The sequence below is a fragment of the Streptomyces sp. NBC_01092 genome, from assembly GCF_045039535.1.
Lineage (GTDB): Bacteria > Actinomycetota > Actinomycetes > Streptomycetales > Streptomycetaceae > Streptomyces.
The window spans coordinates 3796495-3813647 of sequence record NZ_CP108659.1; the positions used below are offsets into that span (position 1 = coordinate 3796495).

The window sequence follows — 17153 nt, forward strand, 5'->3', positions numbered from 1 at the left end:
CATACAGCCCAGGGAAGAGCGGTATTGGCCAGCTGAGACCGGGGGTTGATGTGAAGACCAGACAGGGCCTCGGGAAGCCCGTCGGGGGCGCTGTCTCGGAGAAGCGCGGTGGCGGATACGGCTCGACCGGATCCGGTGGACGATGCGCACCGGCCCGCTCGTCGACGCGCTCATCGAGCATCTGGTCGGTGATCTGGGCCGCTATGCCCTGGAAAACAGCTTTCATGTCGTCATGGAGGGCGCTCTCCTGGCACGAGCTGACCCACGGGCGCGCGGCGGGCTGCAGCTGGGTGACCGGTGGGGCGGCCAGGCCGGGTCACTATGGGCGAGGGGGGCCGGGCCGCTCGCGCCGGGGACCACCGTGGTTCTGCGACGGCCCCGTGCCTTCCTTCCGACAGGTCAACCGGACGACCGACCGGGCCGGCCTGGCACACCGCGCGAGGGATGATGGGGATGGAATGACGGAACGTGAGGTCAGGAGTTTCCATGGCGAAGCGGGTTCACCGACCCCGTGAGGACGCGGAGTTCAATTTCATCCTCGGGATGAGCGGAGTTCCGGTCCTCGCATACTTCACCGGGACATGGCCCAAGGCAATCGAGCCCTGCCGGGTGATGGACCTCGTCGTGGGTGGCATCGCCGACGACTACACGGGCCGCCTGACGACCGTCCGCGCCGACATCACGCGTTGTCCGGCCGCAACCGAGCGATACGGGATCACCGGAGCCCCGTCCTACGTCCTACTGAAGGAGGGAGAGGCGGTGGCACACGGGACAGGGCCTATGACCATCGCCGAGGTACGGAAGTTCCTGGACGGCCACCTCTGAGCGACCGCTGCGGCACGTGGCCGCGACGCCCGTCACGTCTCGTCTATGGGAGCTGCGCCGCCTGAGACGCGTTGGGGCTGAGACACCCCCACAGGTCGCGGAACCGGACCGCCCAATCGATCCTCCTGATGGGGCCGACTCTGGTAACGCCCGACCATCTCCCCGTGGGCGGTCGAGGCCTGACTCTGACGGCCACACTCGGCGGCCGACTGGGCCAGAGGGCAAACACCTCCGACCTGTGTTTCGACGTCGCCACCCTCATCGGCCACGCCAGTACGCTGACCGCACTGCAACCCGGCGATCTCATCACTACCGGCCCCCCAGGCGGGGCTCTCAACCGGCCCCTCGAATTCGGGCAGAGCCTCCACAGCGCCATCAAGGGTTTGGGCGACATCGACACCGATTTCACCGCTGCTCAGGGCACTTGAAGAGGTACCCGAACGGCTGGCGAACCGCTCTCAGTAGCGGCCAAACAGCGTGACGTCCACGGCGGTCTCGACCCCGTGGTGCCAAGCTGAGCCGCCGTTCAAGCAGCTCACCGGCGTCGGACAGCATTGAGCCCCCTCTGCATTCAGAGGGGGCTCAACATCGCATACGGGGCCTCACAAAGGTCTCAGCACTCAGACCCACTCGACCTCTGAGTGGATACCCGAGGGCTCTGCGGAACCTGGCAGAGGTGTAACGGGCACCCGCCGCGGCGCTGATCGTCGAAGGTCAGAAGCCCCGACAGCAGCCAGCGCAGCGGCCACCTCTTCCTCACTCGCCTCAGCCAGGGCCTCAACCACCCGATCGAGTGCCTCGCTCACGTCAGTGAGAGTGCCCGCTAGGCGCCGGCCCAGCGTTCTTGACCGTAAGCGGCAGCAACTTCTTCCCGGTCGGCCCAATCTGGATGTGCGTATCCATCTGCGGCCATACTCCAACAGGGCTACAAGCACAGGTGATATTGACGGCTGAGGGACCGGGTGATCCCGGCGGCGACGGTCGTGGCAACAACCCACCCGACCGCAATCAGTAGGACAACCACTGATAAGCGCCGGTGGACCTGAAAGCACTCTGCTGACCGAAGTCGATGATCGGCAGCAGGAGATCCACGGTTTTGACGGGCATTGAAGCTAGGGCCTAGCCGTACTCGACCGGGGGTGGATGGTGCAGCCGTACGCGACCGAGCCCAAAAGTAGCCGGGACAGGAGCCATGGGGCGGAGCCGTAGCCCACGGTCCTGCCCTGGAGATGGCCTCCTCCGCATGCCCACGGCGCCGGAGGAGCCACATATCGTGTCCTTGGTACATGCCCCCGCGTGTCGGCAATTGAGTTTCGGATCAATATGAATGTGCCAAGTGTGATGAGCTGCTACGGGTTCGGGTGCCGCGCTAGGTAGTCCTGCAGTTCCCGATGTCGGAACTGGTAACCGCTCCCTGCCACCCTGATCAGCGCTGCCCCACAGCACCAGTTCAGGAATCGAACCAACCGCCAGGGCAGCCATTTTCTGTTCCATCGCCGGGTGCACAACAGCAGAGCGATGTACCGAGTGCCGGCCAGCCCACCCGCGAGACCGAATACGGGGCCGCCTCCGATTCCGATGGCGAGCCCACCGGCCAGACAGGCCGTGAGTACGCCAGCCAGTATTCCGGCATGATCGGCAGTAACCACACTCATGAGCGTTACCGCGCCACCCCCAGTCAGCCCGAACATGGCTCCCGAAGCGACCGTGCCGAACACCCTGCCCGCTACCCCACCGAGAACTCCGCCCGCAGCCGCCATCACGACCCCGCCCACAGGCCCTGCGAGTCCAGCCGTAAGCCCGGTAGCGAGCCCAGCCATCAAGCCGAAGCCCAGCCCGAAGGCGAGGTCGTCTCGCACCATGTCTCCCGAGTCGCCCGCCCCAATCGGCCCCGGGGCGGCGAGCCCCGCAGAGACTCCGGCCACGAGCGCGGTGACAAGCCCAACCACGACCCCAGAGACAACACCGGCCACAATCCCGACCCCAACGCCAGCCACACCTCCGCCGGCGAGTCCAACCGGCAGACCAGACGCAAGACGGCGAACTCCAGAGCGCGTTCGCAGCCGATGAAGGTCCGCGCGAGTCGTCTCCGGCCACGCGTCACGCCACGCAACGAACGCTGGCCACAGCATCGCCAAAGCCCACATAGCCGCAGTCAGCCGAAATAAGGGGGTGGAAGATATCGGTGCTTGGGCCACCACTGCTGCGGCACTCATGCTCCATACCCCGATAATCAGGACGGCGTGAACTATGCGAGGAGGGCGGGCACCTGCCAGAGGCCACAATTCGTGCAGAACTATGTCGGTGCCCGACAGTGAACGCCCCACCAGACTCCGCCCCGTGATCGCATTTTGACTCAGGTAGGTGGCAAGAGCGGCTAGCCAGGTATGGACTCGCTCTGGCGTGTAAGAGACGCCGTTGGGACACGGATGAACTGCGGTGGCGGCAGGGATGAACAGACTCAGGAGGTGATCACGAACCGCCTCGGCGGTATTCAACCCCGGAGCGATCAGTTCATCGGGATCGTATAAGTAGGCGCCGCTACGCGCATCGCGCTGCTCGTAAATGATCACCGCCAATGTGAGTCGCCAGGGCGTAGACATGCCTTGGGCCAGCGGTCCGGACGGGCTGTGATCGATCGTCTGCTGCACCCGCTGCCAACGGGCGACATCGCTGACCCGGTCTTCGAGGAACCTGCGTGTCTTGACGGCGCTGACCGGACGGATCTCCACACGGGCGGCATCCTCCACCCCAGCGCCCACTGCCTTCAGCGCTTCGTACTGGTCGCTCCGGCACGTCAGCACTAGTTCGCCTTTGCCCCGCCCATGCTGGTAGGCGTTGAGCGCGCGGACTGCCTGAGCGGCACGAGAAGCAAAGGTGAGAGCCGGATCGTCGTCCATCTCGTCCAAACCGTCCACCACGGGGAGAACCCGGCGAGCAGCGACCAATGCCCTGGCCGTGGGGTGAGGCACCCGATAAACCTCGGCCAGGTATGCAGATAGCCACACGTCCAACGGTTGGTCGGTATTCCAGGCGGCCGCCGAAAGTCGCACGGGCACAGGATCCTCCGGCGCCCGCTCTTCCAGCAGGCCCAGCAACAACTCCACAGCAAGGGCCGTCTTACCCGCCCCCGGCGCCCCGGTAATTACCATCCGACGTGGACGCAATTGCCCGTAGTATGCGACTACCTCCGCCAGATGTCCCACTGAGGCAGCACCCGCAGCGTCATGCATCGTGACGGGACGGAAGTCGAATTCCACGTCGATCGTCTTGTCATGCGCACCGAGTATCTTACTCCGCGCGTCGCGCTCCGTGACCAACACCGCCTCGGCCAAAAGCCCCACAGCTGTGGCCACTTGGGTCCTGTGCAGACGCAATGCCCGCGCAGAAAGCCACCCCGCCCAGACGCCGACGGCCAGAGTCAACACGCCGAAAACCGCAGCCACGGGGTCAACATCCCCCACCTCACCAGCGGCAATTACCTGACCAATACCGGCGTCACGCCAATCCCCCCACACCCAAGTGCCCAACAGTCCCCCCAACCCCTGCGCCTGGCCATATAGCATGATGGGGAAATCGGAGTCTGATGCCAGAAAATGGCCGCGCAGACTCCAAGTCTGGTAGCGCATCAGCCACCGCGCGCCCCTTAAGCACGCCCGGCGCGCGGGCGGGGTCCGTAAGGTCACACGAGAAGTTGAGGGCCGAGGCTCAGGGGGAGGTGCCGTTCGAGGTGGCAAGAGTCATGAAGCGGGCGTTGGCTAGCAAGAAGTGACTCCGATCGACCATTCTCGTCAGGTCTGCCATGGCTCGCTTCCCACATCTCGGGGTGCAGTCGAACCCGAGGAAGAAGCACCTTCAACCAAGCTGACCATGAAGCGCCCCCGCGATCACGGCACTGTGAGCGTGACCGACCCGTCCAGCGTCCACTGGGCACTCACCGCCGGACAGTGAGCTCTTTCAGCGTTACCGCTCCAGGGTGAGGACGGCCGCGGCGATTGACGACATTCGATTCGGGCTGCACCGGCTCTGCGGAAGATGTGCCAGGACTTCAGACGGGCCACGCCCCGCTCCACCGGTGCCCGTGCCACCGAGAGTGCGCGGTTGACCGTTTGTTGGGTCGGCGGCAACCCGCGGCCGGGTGGGCGTCTGACGGGTGTCGCCACCCACGGCCCTGCCCCCAGGTAGGCGCGGTCGGCGAGCACCGGGATGCCCTGGCGTTCGCAGATCCGGATGATCCAGTGGGTACGGGCCGCGGTCAGGTCGTCCGTACGGCCAGGCAGGGCGGGCGAGATCCACAGCAGCCGCCCGGCAGGATCGGCCACCACTTGCACGTTCACCCCGTGCCGACGGCGCTTGTGGGAGTAGTCGGCCCGACCGTCGCCGACCCGGTCGCACTCCGCCAGGGTGCCGTCCAGCAGCACGTAGTCGGGGTCGGCTTCACGCAGGGCACGCAGCAAGCCGGGCGCGCGCTCGGCAAGCAGGTCAATGACGGCTGCCGTGTAGGCGTGGGCTGTGCCGACGGCGATACCGAAACCGGCCGCGATCTGCGCAAGGGGTCGTGTCGTCGCAGGTACACCAAGCCGACCAGGGCACGCTGGTGCGGCGGGAGCTTGCAGCGACGGTCACCCTCGCGGGTGACGATGAGCATGGTGACCCACTCGACCAGAGCATGGGGCAGGTCGAGTGCGTCAGGATAGGAAACCAACGAGGCTTCTGCGCCAGCTAGTTGAGCCTTCGAACACCTCCCTCAACGGCACGGGAGCCTCGTGCGTTGCGGACACCGACCCCCTCACCGGGTCACCGACGAAAAGCGCGGGTACTGGGTGACGAAAGGGCCGCGCGCGACCCTAAAGGGCTTGAGCGGCGTGGACAGCTCCTAGCCGGCCGTCCGTACGGCGCAGTCGGAGGTGCGGCCGGCTGCCCGAGATGGTCGGCTGGGCCTGACTCTGCAAACTTGCGCGCAAGGGAGCCCAGCGTGGCAATCGTCGCGATCTTCGACCAACCCGGAATGACCCAGGCCCAGTACGAACAGGTCGCCAACAAGGTGAACCGCGACCGTGGCCTGGTCAAGACGCCCGCGGACTGGCCCGTACCGGGCCTCATCTCGCACACCTCCGCCCCCACTCCCGATGGCTGGTACGTCGCCGACGTCTGGGAGTCCGAGGAGGCGTTCCGCCGGTTCAGTGAAGTCGTCCTGCCGCTTTTGCGGGAGGCCGGTGCTCCGGAGGTGGAGCCGAAGATCTACCCGGTCTTCAACCTGGTGACCCCGTAGTCGTCGGTCTTCTGGTACACGACGAGCTGAGGCATGCCACGCTGAAGAGCTCACTGACAGCTGGCGTGTAGACCATCTGTGATCAGCGGGCGGGCACACCCGGTCGATGGGGAGAAGGCGATAGACGTCTCATGGCTTCCCCTGTGGCCCAATCAGGTAGGTGTGAGCCGACCAACCCGTTGCGGCTGCGGCTGCGTGGCCGGCCTCCGGTTACGTTCGCGGGGCTAAGAGAGGCTGTGATGACTGATCACCCGAACATCACTGTGTTTCAACGGGCCATGGCCGCCTTCACGGCTGGCGACATGGAGGCGCTGGCGGAGGTATTCCACCCCGATGTGGTGTGGCATAACCCCGGCCAGGGCCCACTGGCGGGTGACTTCCGTGGTCGTGAGGCGGCGTTCGCTCTGTTTCAACAGGAATTCCGGATGTCTGGGGGCACGTACCGGCCGCAACTCCACGATGTGCTCGCCAACGACAAACACACGGTCGCCCTGCTCCACGCCATGGCCTCGCGTGAAGGCAAGGAGCTCGACATGGACTACGCGATCGTCTTCCACATCCGAGACGGCAGGATCACTGAGGGCTGGGACCTGTGGTCCGATCAGAAGGCCTATGACGAGTTCTGGTCGTAGCTAGGTAAGTCGTCACTCGACTTCTGTGACGAGTGACGCTCCGTTATGGCTCGATATCGAAGAGAGCGATGGAGGGTGGCAGCGGGGCAAGTACGGATCTGCGAACGCCAGGGCATCCCGGTGCTCGCCGACCGCGCCTACCTGGGGGCAGGGCCGTGGGTGGCGACACCCGTCAGACGCCCACCCGGCCGCGGGTTGCCGCCGACCCAACAAACGGTCAACCGCGCACTCTCGGTGGCACGGGCACCGGTGGAGCGGGGCGTGGCCCGTCTGAAGTCCTGGCACATCTTCCGCAGAGCCGGTGCAGCCCGAATCGAATGTCGTCAATCGCCGCGGCCGTCCTCACCCTGGAGCGGTAACGCTGAAAGAGCTCACTGGGCGGCGGGCAGTTCGGCAATCGCAGCGAGAATGCCGAGGCAGAAGACCAGAGGTCCGGTTGATACGCCCCCGCGAGCGGCGGTGTGCTCAGCAGTCCTTCGGCTGACAGGCTCTCGTGATCGCGCCCCTGCTACTGACGTAGCCGTTCGTATCGATGGTGCGGTGATCCAGCGGTTCCAGCACATGCACGCACACGGTCCGCTCCAGCATGCTCAGCCAAGTGCGACGGTCATACATCGGGCATGTCCCTGCCATTGGCAGCCTGCTGTGGACGGTCACGTAATTCCCCAGCCAGACGTTCGCGTGCCTCCCATGGGGATCCCGGACCCGACTCCGTCGGCACCATCCGTCCATCAGAGCGGCCCTTCCTTGCGGAGAGCTTCGGCTACCCGGCCTACACCTGGATCGACACATCGCGTCCGGCCGCCTTAGCTGTTGCCGAAGATAGGCACTTTCGCCCGCATATGCACCGAAAGGTCTGCTTTGTATGATTCGCCGTTGGTTCACAGCCGTCCTGGGCGCGCTCCTGCTCCTCACACCCGCGTCACTCACTGCGGCCTCGGCCGCCGAGGCCCCCGCCCCTTTGCGGGTCATGACCCGCAACCTCTACCTGGGTGCCGACCTCGCGCCCGTCCTCGCCGCCGGTAACCCACAAGCGCTCGTCGCCGCGGTGACCGCGGTTTACGCGAACGTCCAGGCGACGAACTTCCCCGAGCGCGCCGAGGCACTGGCCGACGAGATCGCCGACAGCGACCCCCACCTCGTGGGCCTCCAGGAAGCCGTCCTGTGGCGCAGCCAGACCCCAGCCGGACCGGGCAGCGCCACCCACGTCGAGTACGACTTCCTGCAGATCCTGCTCGACAAGCTTGCCTCCCGGGGCAAGCACTACGCGGCCGTGGCCACCGTAACCGTCGGCAGCGACTTCGAGGCACCGCGCTCCCTGCCCGGCGGCGGCCTGCAGGACATCCGGCTCACCGACCGCGACGTGCTCCTGGCCCGCACCGACCTGCCCGCGCGCGTCTTCTCCGTGGCCAGCCCTCAGGCGGCCCGGTTCCAGGCCCACGTGCCCATCTGCCGCCCGTTGTTCGGCTGCGTTCCGCCCGGCAACGTCCCCATCCGGGTCGAGCGCGGCTGGGTCGCTGCCGACGCCACCGTGCGCGGCAACACCACCCGGGTGGTCACCACCCATCTGGAGCCCACCTCTCCCACCGTCCAGGAAGCACAGGCCGACGAACTGCTCACCGGCCCGCTGAACACCACACTCCCCACCGTGCTTCTCGGCGACCTCAACTCGGCCGCCGGCGGAGTCGGCGCAACACCGGGGACCGCCACCCAGACCTACAACCACCTCCTGGCCGCCGGCTTCACCGACGCCTGGACCGCGACCCGCCCCGGCAACCCCGGCTTCACCTGTTGCCAGGCCGCCAACCTGATCAACCCCACGTCCAGCCTCACCCAGCGCATCGACTACGTGCTCTTCCGCGGCAACGTCACCGCACTGGCCAGCAACCGGGTGGGCGACACCCAGGCCGACCGCACTCCGTCAGGACTGTGGCCCTCCGACCACGCCGGAGTCAGGAGCGTGCTCCTGCTGCGTTGAACGACACCCGCACAGGAGTAGGGCCCTTCATGAGGGGTTGCCCCATCACGCCCCCGAACGGGCACTCCTTCGCCATGGGGAGCCTCCGCCTGGGGAATTACGTGACGCTCGAGGCCTCGATCGTGGGGAAATCCCTGAACGCTCACACCTGCGTTTTGATGCAACCCTGACCAGAAATCGGATGCGGCCACGATTGGCCCGCCACCGCACGGGCTGGCCCACCACAGACAGCACGAGCCCTTCCCGACCGGGGAAGTGGCTCAGCTGGTAACACACAACACGACATGATCCGGGAACGACTCAGACCCACCCCACCCGGAGTCGATCTGCGAGCCGTCTCCCGGGCCAGCAGCTACCTCGTCCTCACCCAGCCCCGCCAAGGCTTCAAGCACCCGATCGAGCGCCTCGCCCACCTCAGTGCACGTGACCGCTCGGCGCCGACGCAGCGTTCTTGACCGTAAGGGGCAGCAACTTCTTCCCGGTCGGCCCGATTTGGATGTGCGTATCCATCTGCGGACACACCCCACAATCGAAGCACGGCGTCCACCGGCAGTCCTCGACCTCGGTCTCGTCGAGGGCGTCCTGCCAGTCCTCCCAGAGCCAATCCTTGTCGAGGCCGGAGTCGAGGTGGTCCCAGGGGAGGACCTCCTCGTAGGTGCGCTCGCGGGTGGTGTACCAGTCGACGTCCACGCCGAACGGCTCCAGCGCCTTGTCCGCGCAGCTCATCCAGCGGTCGTACGAGAAGTGCTCGCGCCAGCCGTCGAAGCGGCCGCCGTCGTCGTAGACCGCGCGGATGACCGCGCCGATGCGGCGGTCGCCCCGGGACAGGAGGCCCTCGACGATGCCCGGCTTGCCGTCGTGGTAGCGGAAGCCGATCGAGCGGCCGTACTTCTTGTCGCCGCGGATCTTGTCGCGCAGCTTCTCCAGGCGTGCGTCCGTCTCCTCGGCCGACAGCTGCGGGGCCCATTGGAAGGGGGTGTGGGGCTTCGGCACGAAGCCGCCGATCGAGACAGTGCAGCGGATGTCGTTCTGGCCGGAGACCTTGCGGCCCTCGGCGATGACGCTCATCGCCATGTCGGCGATCTGGAGCACGTCGCCGTCCGTCTCCGTCGGCAGGCCGCACATGAAGTACAGCTTCACCTGGCGCCAGCCGTTGCCGTACGCCGTGGAGACGGTCCGGATCAGGTCCTCTTCCGAGACCATCTTGTTGATGACCTTGCGCATGCGCTCGCTGCCGCCCTCGGGGGCGAAGGTCAGGCCCGAACGGCGGCCGTTCCTGGTCAACTCGTTCGCCAGGTCGACGTTGAAGGCGTCCACGCGGGTGGAGGGGAGGGACAGGCCGATCTTGTCCTCCTCGTACCTGTCCGCCAGGCCCTTGGCGATGTCGCCGATCTCGGAGTGGTCCGCCGAGGAGAGGGACAGCAGGCCGACCTCCTCGAAGCCCGTCGCCTTCAGGCCCTTCTCGACCATCTCGCCGATGCCCGTGATGGAACGCTCACGGACCGGGCGGGTGATCATGCCGGCCTGGCAGAAGCGGCAGCCGCGCGTGCAGCCGCGGAAGATCTCCACCGACATGCGCTCGTGGACGGTCTCGGCCAGCGGGACCAGCGGCTGCTTGGGGTAGGGCCACTCGTCGAGGTCCATCACGGTGTGCTTCGACACACGCCACGGGACACCGCTCTTGTTCGGTACGACACGGGCGATACGGCCGTCGGGGAGGTACTCCACGTCGTAGAACGCCGGGATGTACACCGCGCCCGTCTTCGCCAGGCGGAACAGGACCTCCTCGCGGCCGCCCGGCCGGCCCTCCGCCTTCCACTCGCGGATGATCCGCGTCATGTCGAGCACGGCCTGCTCGCCGTCGCCGATGACGGCGGCGTCGATGAAGTCGGCGATCGGCTCGGGGTTGAAGGCCGCGTGGCCGCCGGCCAGGACGATCGGGTCGTCGATGGTCCGGTCCTTGGACTCCAGCGGGATGCCCGCCAGGTCCAGGGCCGCCAGCATGTTGGTGTAGCCGAGCTCGGTGGAGAAGGACAGACCGAACACGTCGAAGGCCTTCACCGGCCGGTGGCTGTCCACCGTGAACTGCGGGACGCCGTGCTCCCGCATCAACGCCTCCAGGTCCGGCCACACGCTGTACGTGCGCTCGGCGAGGACGCGATCCTGCTCGTTCAGCACCTCGTAGAGGATCATGACGCCCTGGTTGGGCAGCCCGACCTCGTACGCGTCCGGGTACATGAGCGCCCAGCGGACGTCGCAGGACTCCCACGGCTTGACCGTGGAGTTGAGTTCTCCGCCGACGTACTGGATCGGCTTCTGCACGTGCGGGAGCAGAGCTTCGAGCTGCGGGAACACGGACTCGGTGACCGCAGCGGCTTCGGCAGGCATCTCGCGAACCTTCGTGAGCTGGACTGAACTGACAGGGATGACCATCTACCCTAACGCGATCGCGACGGCCCCCCGCACGCTCAAATGCTCGTCCCGCTCTTGATCTCCTTCCAGAGCCCCGGAAGCTCGGCCTCGTCCTCGACCGCGCGCCGTTCCTCACGCCCGTACAGCAACCCGTACGTGAACGAGGGCTCCCCCGCGCCATGCGCCTGCCGCGCCAGATCCTGCAACGCCTCCCGGGTCATCACGCTGTCCTGGTGGTCGCCGAGCAGGTTCTGCAGGCTCTTCATCGACTTCACCAGCCCACCGGCGGGGTCGCCCAGCACCGGGACCGCCGACTCCGCCGCGTACCTCGCCCGCTTGGCCTTCTTGCGCGCCTCGTGCAGCGAGAGGTCCCGGTCGTGCCCGCGTTCCGTGTCCAGCCCCTGCTCGACCAGCACGGACACCTTCGAGAAGTCCTTGCGTACGGCCTTCCCGATCACCTTCTCCGGCTTGCCGCCGGCCGCCTCCAGCAGGGGCGGGTCGGCGACCAGGGCGTCGAGGGTTTCCAGCAGCTGGAGATACCTCTTGCCGTCGAGCACAGCGAGCAGTCGCCGTCGCGATCCCCCGCTGCGGGCCTTCGACCAGGTACGCAGCCGGGTGCGGACGGGCCCGGACATCAGGGTCCGCGGCAGCTCGCCGAGGGCGGCCGTCAGCCGCTCGGTCAGCACCTCCTGGTCCCGGTCGACGCCCAGCTCCCCGGCCAGCCACTTCAGCTCCTCGCCGATCGGGTCGGTCACCGCACGGTCGAGGACCTTGCCGTACGTCTTGAAGGCGCTGCGCATCCGGCGCGTGGCGACCCGCATCTTGTGCACCGAGTCGTACACGTCCCGCCGCACGGCCGGGTCGAGCTCGACGATGGCGTCCCGCTGGGCGCGGATATAGACGAGGACGTGATCGCCGGCGGTCACCGGCTCCTCGGCCGCCGGGGCCTTCTTGCCCCGCTTCTTCTTCGGGGCCGTCTCCTCCAGCGCCCTCTGCAGCTTCGACGCGGACGACGACGGCCGCACTCCCGCCTTCTTCAACCGCTTCTCGACCTTGTTCAGGAACGCCGGATCGATGCCGTCGGCCAGCTCGACCTCGATCTCGGTCCACTGAACGGTGCCACCGTCCCCACTCAGGCGCTCGGCCTGTACGGCATCCACGCCGACCTCGGCCAGCAGCCGCCCGTCGGCGTCCATGAGCTCACGCACATCGCGGTCGGAGCGCAGCCGGACCACGGGCACCAGCTCGGCGTCCCGCACCCGGGAACGCACGAGCCCCGCGAACGAACGGGGCAAGCTGTCCGCCAGCGGGGCCTGGATCTCGTCCCGCACCCCCTGGGCGACGGGGAACTTCAGATGCCAGCCCGCGTCCGACCCGCCCGTTCTGCGGCGCAGGGTGATCGACGCCGCGGCGAGGCGCTCGTCCGGGGTGTCGTAGTAGGTGGCGTCCAGATGCGCGACACCTTTGTCGACGACGGCAGCCACGCCGGCGACGCCGGTCAGATCGGGCAGGCCGCTGTCGTCGGACTCATACTTCCGCTCGATTTCGCGCTTCGTGTCCGCCATGACCCGAATCTAATCGGAGTCACGACGAGATGACAGGGCTTACCAGCCATGAACCGCAGGCAAACGGGGGGTGAAGACCGAGAGGTCGACCGAATCACTCAATGCCACGGGCGGCACGGTGACCCCGTGCCGCCCGGTAACACCTGTCTCACCTGTCTCAGCCGACTGCGGCTGTCACGCCGACATCGGACGTTGGACCCTGATCGACTGCAACAACCCCACGGCCACCCACACCGAGAACATCGACGATCCTCCATAGGAGACGAACGGCAACGGCAGTCCCGTCACCGGCATGATCCCCAGGGTCATCCCGATGTTCTCGAAGGCCTGGAAGGCGAACCACGCCACGATCCCGGCCGCGACGATCGTCCCGTACAGCTCGGTCGTCTCCCGAGCGATACGGCTGGCCCGCCACAGGATCACGCCGAGGAGGACGATGATCAGCCCACCGCCGAGGAAGCCCAGCTCCTCCCCCGCCACGGTGAAGACGAAGTCGGTCTGCTGCTCCGGCACGAACTGGCCGGTGGTCTGCGAGCCGTGGAACAGCCCCGAGCCCGTGAGCCCGCCGGAGCCGATCGCGATGCGTGCCTGGTTGGTGTTGTAGCCGACGCCCGCCGGGTCGAGATCGGGGTTGGCGAAGGCGGCGAAGCGGGCGATCTGGTAGTCGTCCAGGACGCCCAGCTGCCAGACCGCGATCGCGCCCATGGTGCCCGTCCCGATCAGTCCGAAGACCCAGCGGTTGGAAGCACCGGACGCGAGCAGCACGCCCAGCACGATCACCACCATGACCATGACCGAGCCGAGGTCGGGCATCAGCATGACGATCAGCATCGGCACGGCGGCCAGGCCCAGCGCCTGCACCACTGTGCGGTGGTCCGGGTACTGCTTGTCCCCCGCGTCCACTCGCGTCGCCAGCAGCATCGCCATGCCCAGGATGATCGTGACCTTCACGAACTCCGAGGGCTGCAGCGAGAAGCCGCCGGGGAGCTTGATCCAGGAGTGGGCGCCGTTGATGGTGGAGCCCAGCGGGGTGAGCACCAGCAGGATCAGGAACACCGACAGGCCGTACAGGATCGGCACCGCCGTGCGCAGGGCGCGGTGGCCCAGCCACACGGTCCCTATCATCAGCGCGAGCCCGATCCCGGTGTTCAGGACGTGCCGGATCAGGAAGTAGTACTGGTCGCCCTGGTTGAGCTCGGTGCGGTTGCGGGTCGCCGAGAAGACCAGGAGCGCACCCATCAGCGACAGGGCGATCGCCGACAGCAGTATCGGCCAGTCGAGCCGGCGGGCGAGCGAGTCACGGGCCAACAGACGGGTCCAGCCCGCCCGTTCCGGCCCGTACCCGGAGACCTGGAAACTGTTGCCGGTCATGTGAGCATCCTCCGGCTTCCCCGCCTACGGCCCCCGCGTCGCCGGCGCCGGGTGTCCCGGTTCTCGGCCGTCGGCGTCGCCGCCGTCCCGGCGAGCTGCGGCTCGTCGGTGTCGTCCTCGCCCCCCTGGCTGGCCCGCTGCTCCTTCGCCGGGTCCTTCGAGACCTTCGGCGAGGTCAAGGTGCCGTCCGTGCGGACCTTCGGCAGGTTCTTCTGCGGCGTGGGCAGCAGCGCGTTCTTCTTGTTGATCGTGCCGTCGTCGGAGACGCCGTACAGCGCGTCGTAGATGTTGCGCACGGCCGGACCCGAGGCACCGGAACCCGTACCACCCTGGGAGATCGTCATGACGACCGCGTAGTCCTTGGTGTACGTCGTGAACCACGAGGTGGTCTGCTTGCCGTAGACCTCCGCGGTACCGGTCTTGGCGTGCATCGGGATCTTGTCCTGCGGCCAGCCGACGTCCGCGAAACGCCAGGCGGCGGTACCTCGGGTTGCCACGCCCTCAAGGGCTTCGTCCATCTCGGCCAGCGTCTTGCGGCTTATCGGCAGCTTGCCGTGCGACTGGGGCTTGATCTCCTCGACCGCCTTGCCGTCGGCGCTGACGATGGCCTTGCCGACGGTGGGGTCGTAGAGGGTGCCGCCGTTGGAGATCGCCGCGTAGATGGTGGCCATCTGGATCGGGGTGACGAGCGTGTCGCCCTGTCCGATGGAGTAGTTGACGGAGTCACCGGCGCGCATCCGGTTGCCTTCGAGGCAGTTCTCGTAGGCGATCACCTCCGCGTACGAGCCGCCCTTCTTGCCGTACTTGCACCAGGCGTCCTTGTTGGCCTTCCAGTAGTCCTGCTTCCACTGGCGGTCGGGGATGCGGCCGGTGACCTCGTTGGGCAGGTCGATGCCGGTCTCCGCACCCAGGCCGAACTGGTGGGCCGTCTTGTAGAACCAGTCGTTGGCGTTCTTCTTCGGCTTGGTGCCGCCGTCCCGCTTCCACTCCTCGTGGGAGAGCCGGTAGAAGACGGTGTCGCAGGAGACCTCAAGGGCGCGCCCCAGGCTGATCGGGCCGTATCCCTTGGACTCGAAGTTCTTGAAGACCTGGCCGCCGATCGAGTACGAGCTGGAGCATTGGTAGGGGCCGTCGAAGGAGTAGCCGGCGTTGACCGCGGCGGCCGTCGGGACCACCTTGAAGACCGAGCCGGGCGCCGACTGGCCCTGGATCGCCCGGTTGAGCAGCGGGTAGTTGGAGGCCTTGCCCGTCAGCGTCTTGTAGTCCTTGGCGGAGATGCCGCCGACCCAGGCGTTCGGGTCATAGGTCGGGTTGGACGCCATGGCGACGATGCGGCCGGTCTTGGCCTCCATCACGACGACCGCGCCCGAGTCGGCCTTGTACGGCTCGTTCGTGTTGCGGTCCCACTCCTGGCGGGCCTTCTTCATCGCGTCGTTCAGCTCGTACTCGGCGACCCGCTGCACTCGGGCGTCGATGCTGGTGACGAGGTTGGAGCCGGGCTGCGCGGCGTCGGCCTGGGCCTGGCCGATGACCCGGCCGAGGTTGTCGACCTCGTAGCGGGTGACGCCGGCCTTGCCGCGCAGCTCCTTGTCGTACTGGCGCTCCAGGCCCGAGCGGCCGACCTGGTCGGAACGCAGGTAGGGCGAGTCGGTGTCCTGGGCCTTCTGGAGCTCCTCGTCGGTGACCGGCGAGAGATAACCGAGGACCTGGGCGGTGTTGGACTTGCCCGGGCCCGCGTAGCGGCGCACGGCCTGGGGCTCGGCGGTGATGCCGGGGAAGTCCTCGGCACGCTCACGGATCTGGAGGGCCTGCTTGGCGGTGGCCTCGTCGGTGATGGGGATGGGCTGGTACGGCGAGCCGTTCCAGCAGGGCTGCGGCGTTTCGGCGTCGCACAGCCGGACCTTCTCCATGACGTCCTTGGGCTTCATGCCCAGCACGCCGGCCAGCTTGGCCAGGACGGCCTTGCCGTCGTCCGGCATCTTCAGCAGGTCGGTGCGGGAGGCGGAGACCACCAGCCGTGTCTCGTTGTCGGCAAGCGGCACTCCGCGTGCGTCCAGGATCGAGCCGCGCACGGCGGGCTGTACGACCTGCTGGACATGATTGCCGGACGCCTCCTTGGCGTAGGCGTCGCCCTCGCGGATCTGGAGGTACCAAAGGCGCCCGCCGAGGGTGCCGAGGAGGGAGAGGACGAGGATCTGGATGACGACGAGCCGGATCTGGACGCGTGGCGTCCGGCCGGTCTCGGGAATGTTGGTCACGGCTGCCTCCCCCTCTCGGTGCGATGGCCGGCCCGAGTACCGGTGCGACTACGACTGTGTGTGTACGACTGTGTGCGTACGAGTGATGAACGACCGGCCCGCGAGGCTCGGTTCCCCCCGGACTCACCCGTCCGGGTGAACTCCCCTGTTCTCACAGTCGCTTGACCCCCTTGATGCGCCCGGCGCGTGCCGTTCGCGCCTTGACCGCCTTCCCCTTCAGGCCGCCGAACCCGCCGCGCTGGCCGCCGATGCGCAGGCCGGTGCCGCCGGAGAGCCAGCCGGAGGAGATGTCGGCCTTCTTGGCCTGGGAGTTGCTGTCGGCGAGCGGGTCGTTCTCCGCGCGCCGGGCCAGCGCCATGATCCCGGGGACGACGAACGGCGCGAGCAGCAGGTCGTACAGCGCGGCCGTGAACAGCAGGCTGCCGAGGCCGACATGGCGGGCCGCGGTGTCCCCGACGAGGGCGCCGACGCCCGCGTACAGCAGGGTCGTGCCGATCGCGGCGACGAACACGACGACCATCGGTCCGGTGGCCGATTTGAGCCGGCCGTTGTCCGGCTTGATGAGCCCTGCGAGGTAGCCGATGACGCAGAGCACCAGCGCATAGCGGCCGGCGGCGTGGTCGGCGGGCGGGGCGAGGTCGGCCAGCAGTCCGGCGCCGAAGCCGACGAGGGCGCCGCCGACATGGCCGTAGACCATGGCGAGGCCCAGGACGGTGAGCAGCAGCAGATCGGGGACGGCGCCCGGCAGATGCAGCCGGGACAGGACGCTGACCTGGAGCACCAGGGCGACGACGACCAGAGCGGAGGAGAGCAGGATTCGGTTGACGCGCATCGGGCTTC

General features: G+C 67.4%; 11 protein-coding genes and 2 pseudogenes. 6 read left to right on the forward strand and 7 right to left on the reverse strand.

The annotated features are described in order from the left end of the window. Positions 1-486 precede the first annotated feature (486 nt). Positions 487-825 carry a thioredoxin family protein gene (locus tag OG254_RS17000; protein WP_405582625.1) on the forward strand — a complete coding sequence of 113 codons (339 nt, stop codon included), beginning with the start codon at positions 487-489 and terminating at the stop codon, positions 823-825. Positions 826-896: 71 nt separating this feature from the next. Next, positions 897-1253, forward strand: a complete 357-nt coding sequence (locus tag OG254_RS17005) for a fumarylacetoacetate hydrolase family protein (protein ID WP_405582627.1) — start codon at positions 897-899, stop codon at positions 1251-1253. 921 nt (positions 1254-2174) lie between these two features. On the opposite strand, the gene OG254_RS17010 is transcribed toward OG254_RS17005, so the two are convergent. Together OG254_RS17010 and OG254_RS17015 are read right to left on the reverse strand one after the other, a co-directional pair. Continuing rightward, positions 2175-4454, reverse strand: coding sequence for an NACHT domain-containing protein (locus OG254_RS17010; RefSeq protein ID WP_405582629.1), 2280 nt, complete (start codon positions 4452-4454; stop codon positions 2175-2177). Positions 4455-4788: 334 nt separating this feature from the next. Next, positions 4789-5530 (reverse strand): annotated as a pseudogene (locus OG254_RS17015) (transposase family protein). 270 nt (positions 5531-5800) lie between these two features. Here OG254_RS17015 and OG254_RS17020 point away from each other — a divergent pair. From OG254_RS17020 to OG254_RS17035, 4 genes and pseudogenes are all read left to right on the forward strand, one after another. Then, positions 5801-6097 (forward strand): hypothetical protein, encoded by a 297-nt coding sequence (locus tag OG254_RS17020; protein ID WP_405582632.1) that lies wholly within the window; start codon positions 5801-5803, stop codon positions 6095-6097. 239 nt (positions 6098-6336) lie between these two features. After that, positions 6337-6729 (forward strand): nuclear transport factor 2 family protein, encoded by a 393-nt coding sequence (locus OG254_RS17025; RefSeq protein WP_405582634.1) that lies wholly within the window; start codon positions 6337-6339, stop codon positions 6727-6729. A 90-nt stretch (positions 6730-6819) separates the two neighbouring features. Further along, positions 6820-7088: pseudogene (locus tag OG254_RS17030) on the forward strand (transposase family protein); the annotation flags it as partial. 506 nt (positions 7089-7594) lie between these two features. Further along, complete coding sequence (locus OG254_RS17035; RefSeq protein WP_405582637.1) at positions 7595-8707, forward strand: endonuclease/exonuclease/phosphatase family protein; 1113 nt, start codon at positions 7595-7597, stop codon at positions 8705-8707. Between the two features lie 414 nt (positions 8708-9121). Here the strand turns inward: OG254_RS17035 and OG254_RS17040 are convergent, their stop codons facing one another. From OG254_RS17040 to mreD, 5 genes are all read right to left on the reverse strand, one after another. Continuing rightward, on the reverse strand, positions 9122-11095 hold the full coding sequence (locus OG254_RS17040) for a TIGR03960 family B12-binding radical SAM protein (RefSeq protein WP_405582640.1): 1974 nt from the start codon (positions 11093-11095) through the stop codon (positions 9122-9124). 80 nt (positions 11096-11175) lie between these two features. Next, positions 11176-12684 carry a CHAD domain-containing protein gene (locus OG254_RS17045; protein ID WP_405582643.1) on the reverse strand — a complete coding sequence of 503 codons (1509 nt, stop codon included), beginning with the start codon at positions 12682-12684 and terminating at the stop codon, positions 11176-11178. A gap of 174 nt (positions 12685-12858) precedes the next feature. Then, positions 12859-14055, reverse strand: coding sequence for a rod shape-determining protein RodA (rodA, locus tag OG254_RS17050; RefSeq protein WP_405582646.1), 1197 nt, complete (start codon positions 14053-14055; stop codon positions 12859-12861). Next, positions 14052-16313 (reverse strand): penicillin-binding protein 2, encoded by a 2262-nt coding sequence (gene mrdA, locus OG254_RS17055; protein ID WP_405582649.1) that lies wholly within the window; start codon positions 16311-16313, stop codon positions 14052-14054. The genes rodA and mrdA overlap by 4 nt, the downstream gene beginning before the upstream one ends. A gap of 151 nt (positions 16314-16464) precedes the next feature. Beyond that, positions 16465-17145, reverse strand: coding sequence for a rod shape-determining protein MreD (gene mreD / locus OG254_RS17060; protein WP_351191555.1), 681 nt, complete (start codon positions 17143-17145; stop codon positions 16465-16467). Positions 17146-17153: the final 8 nt, after the last annotated feature.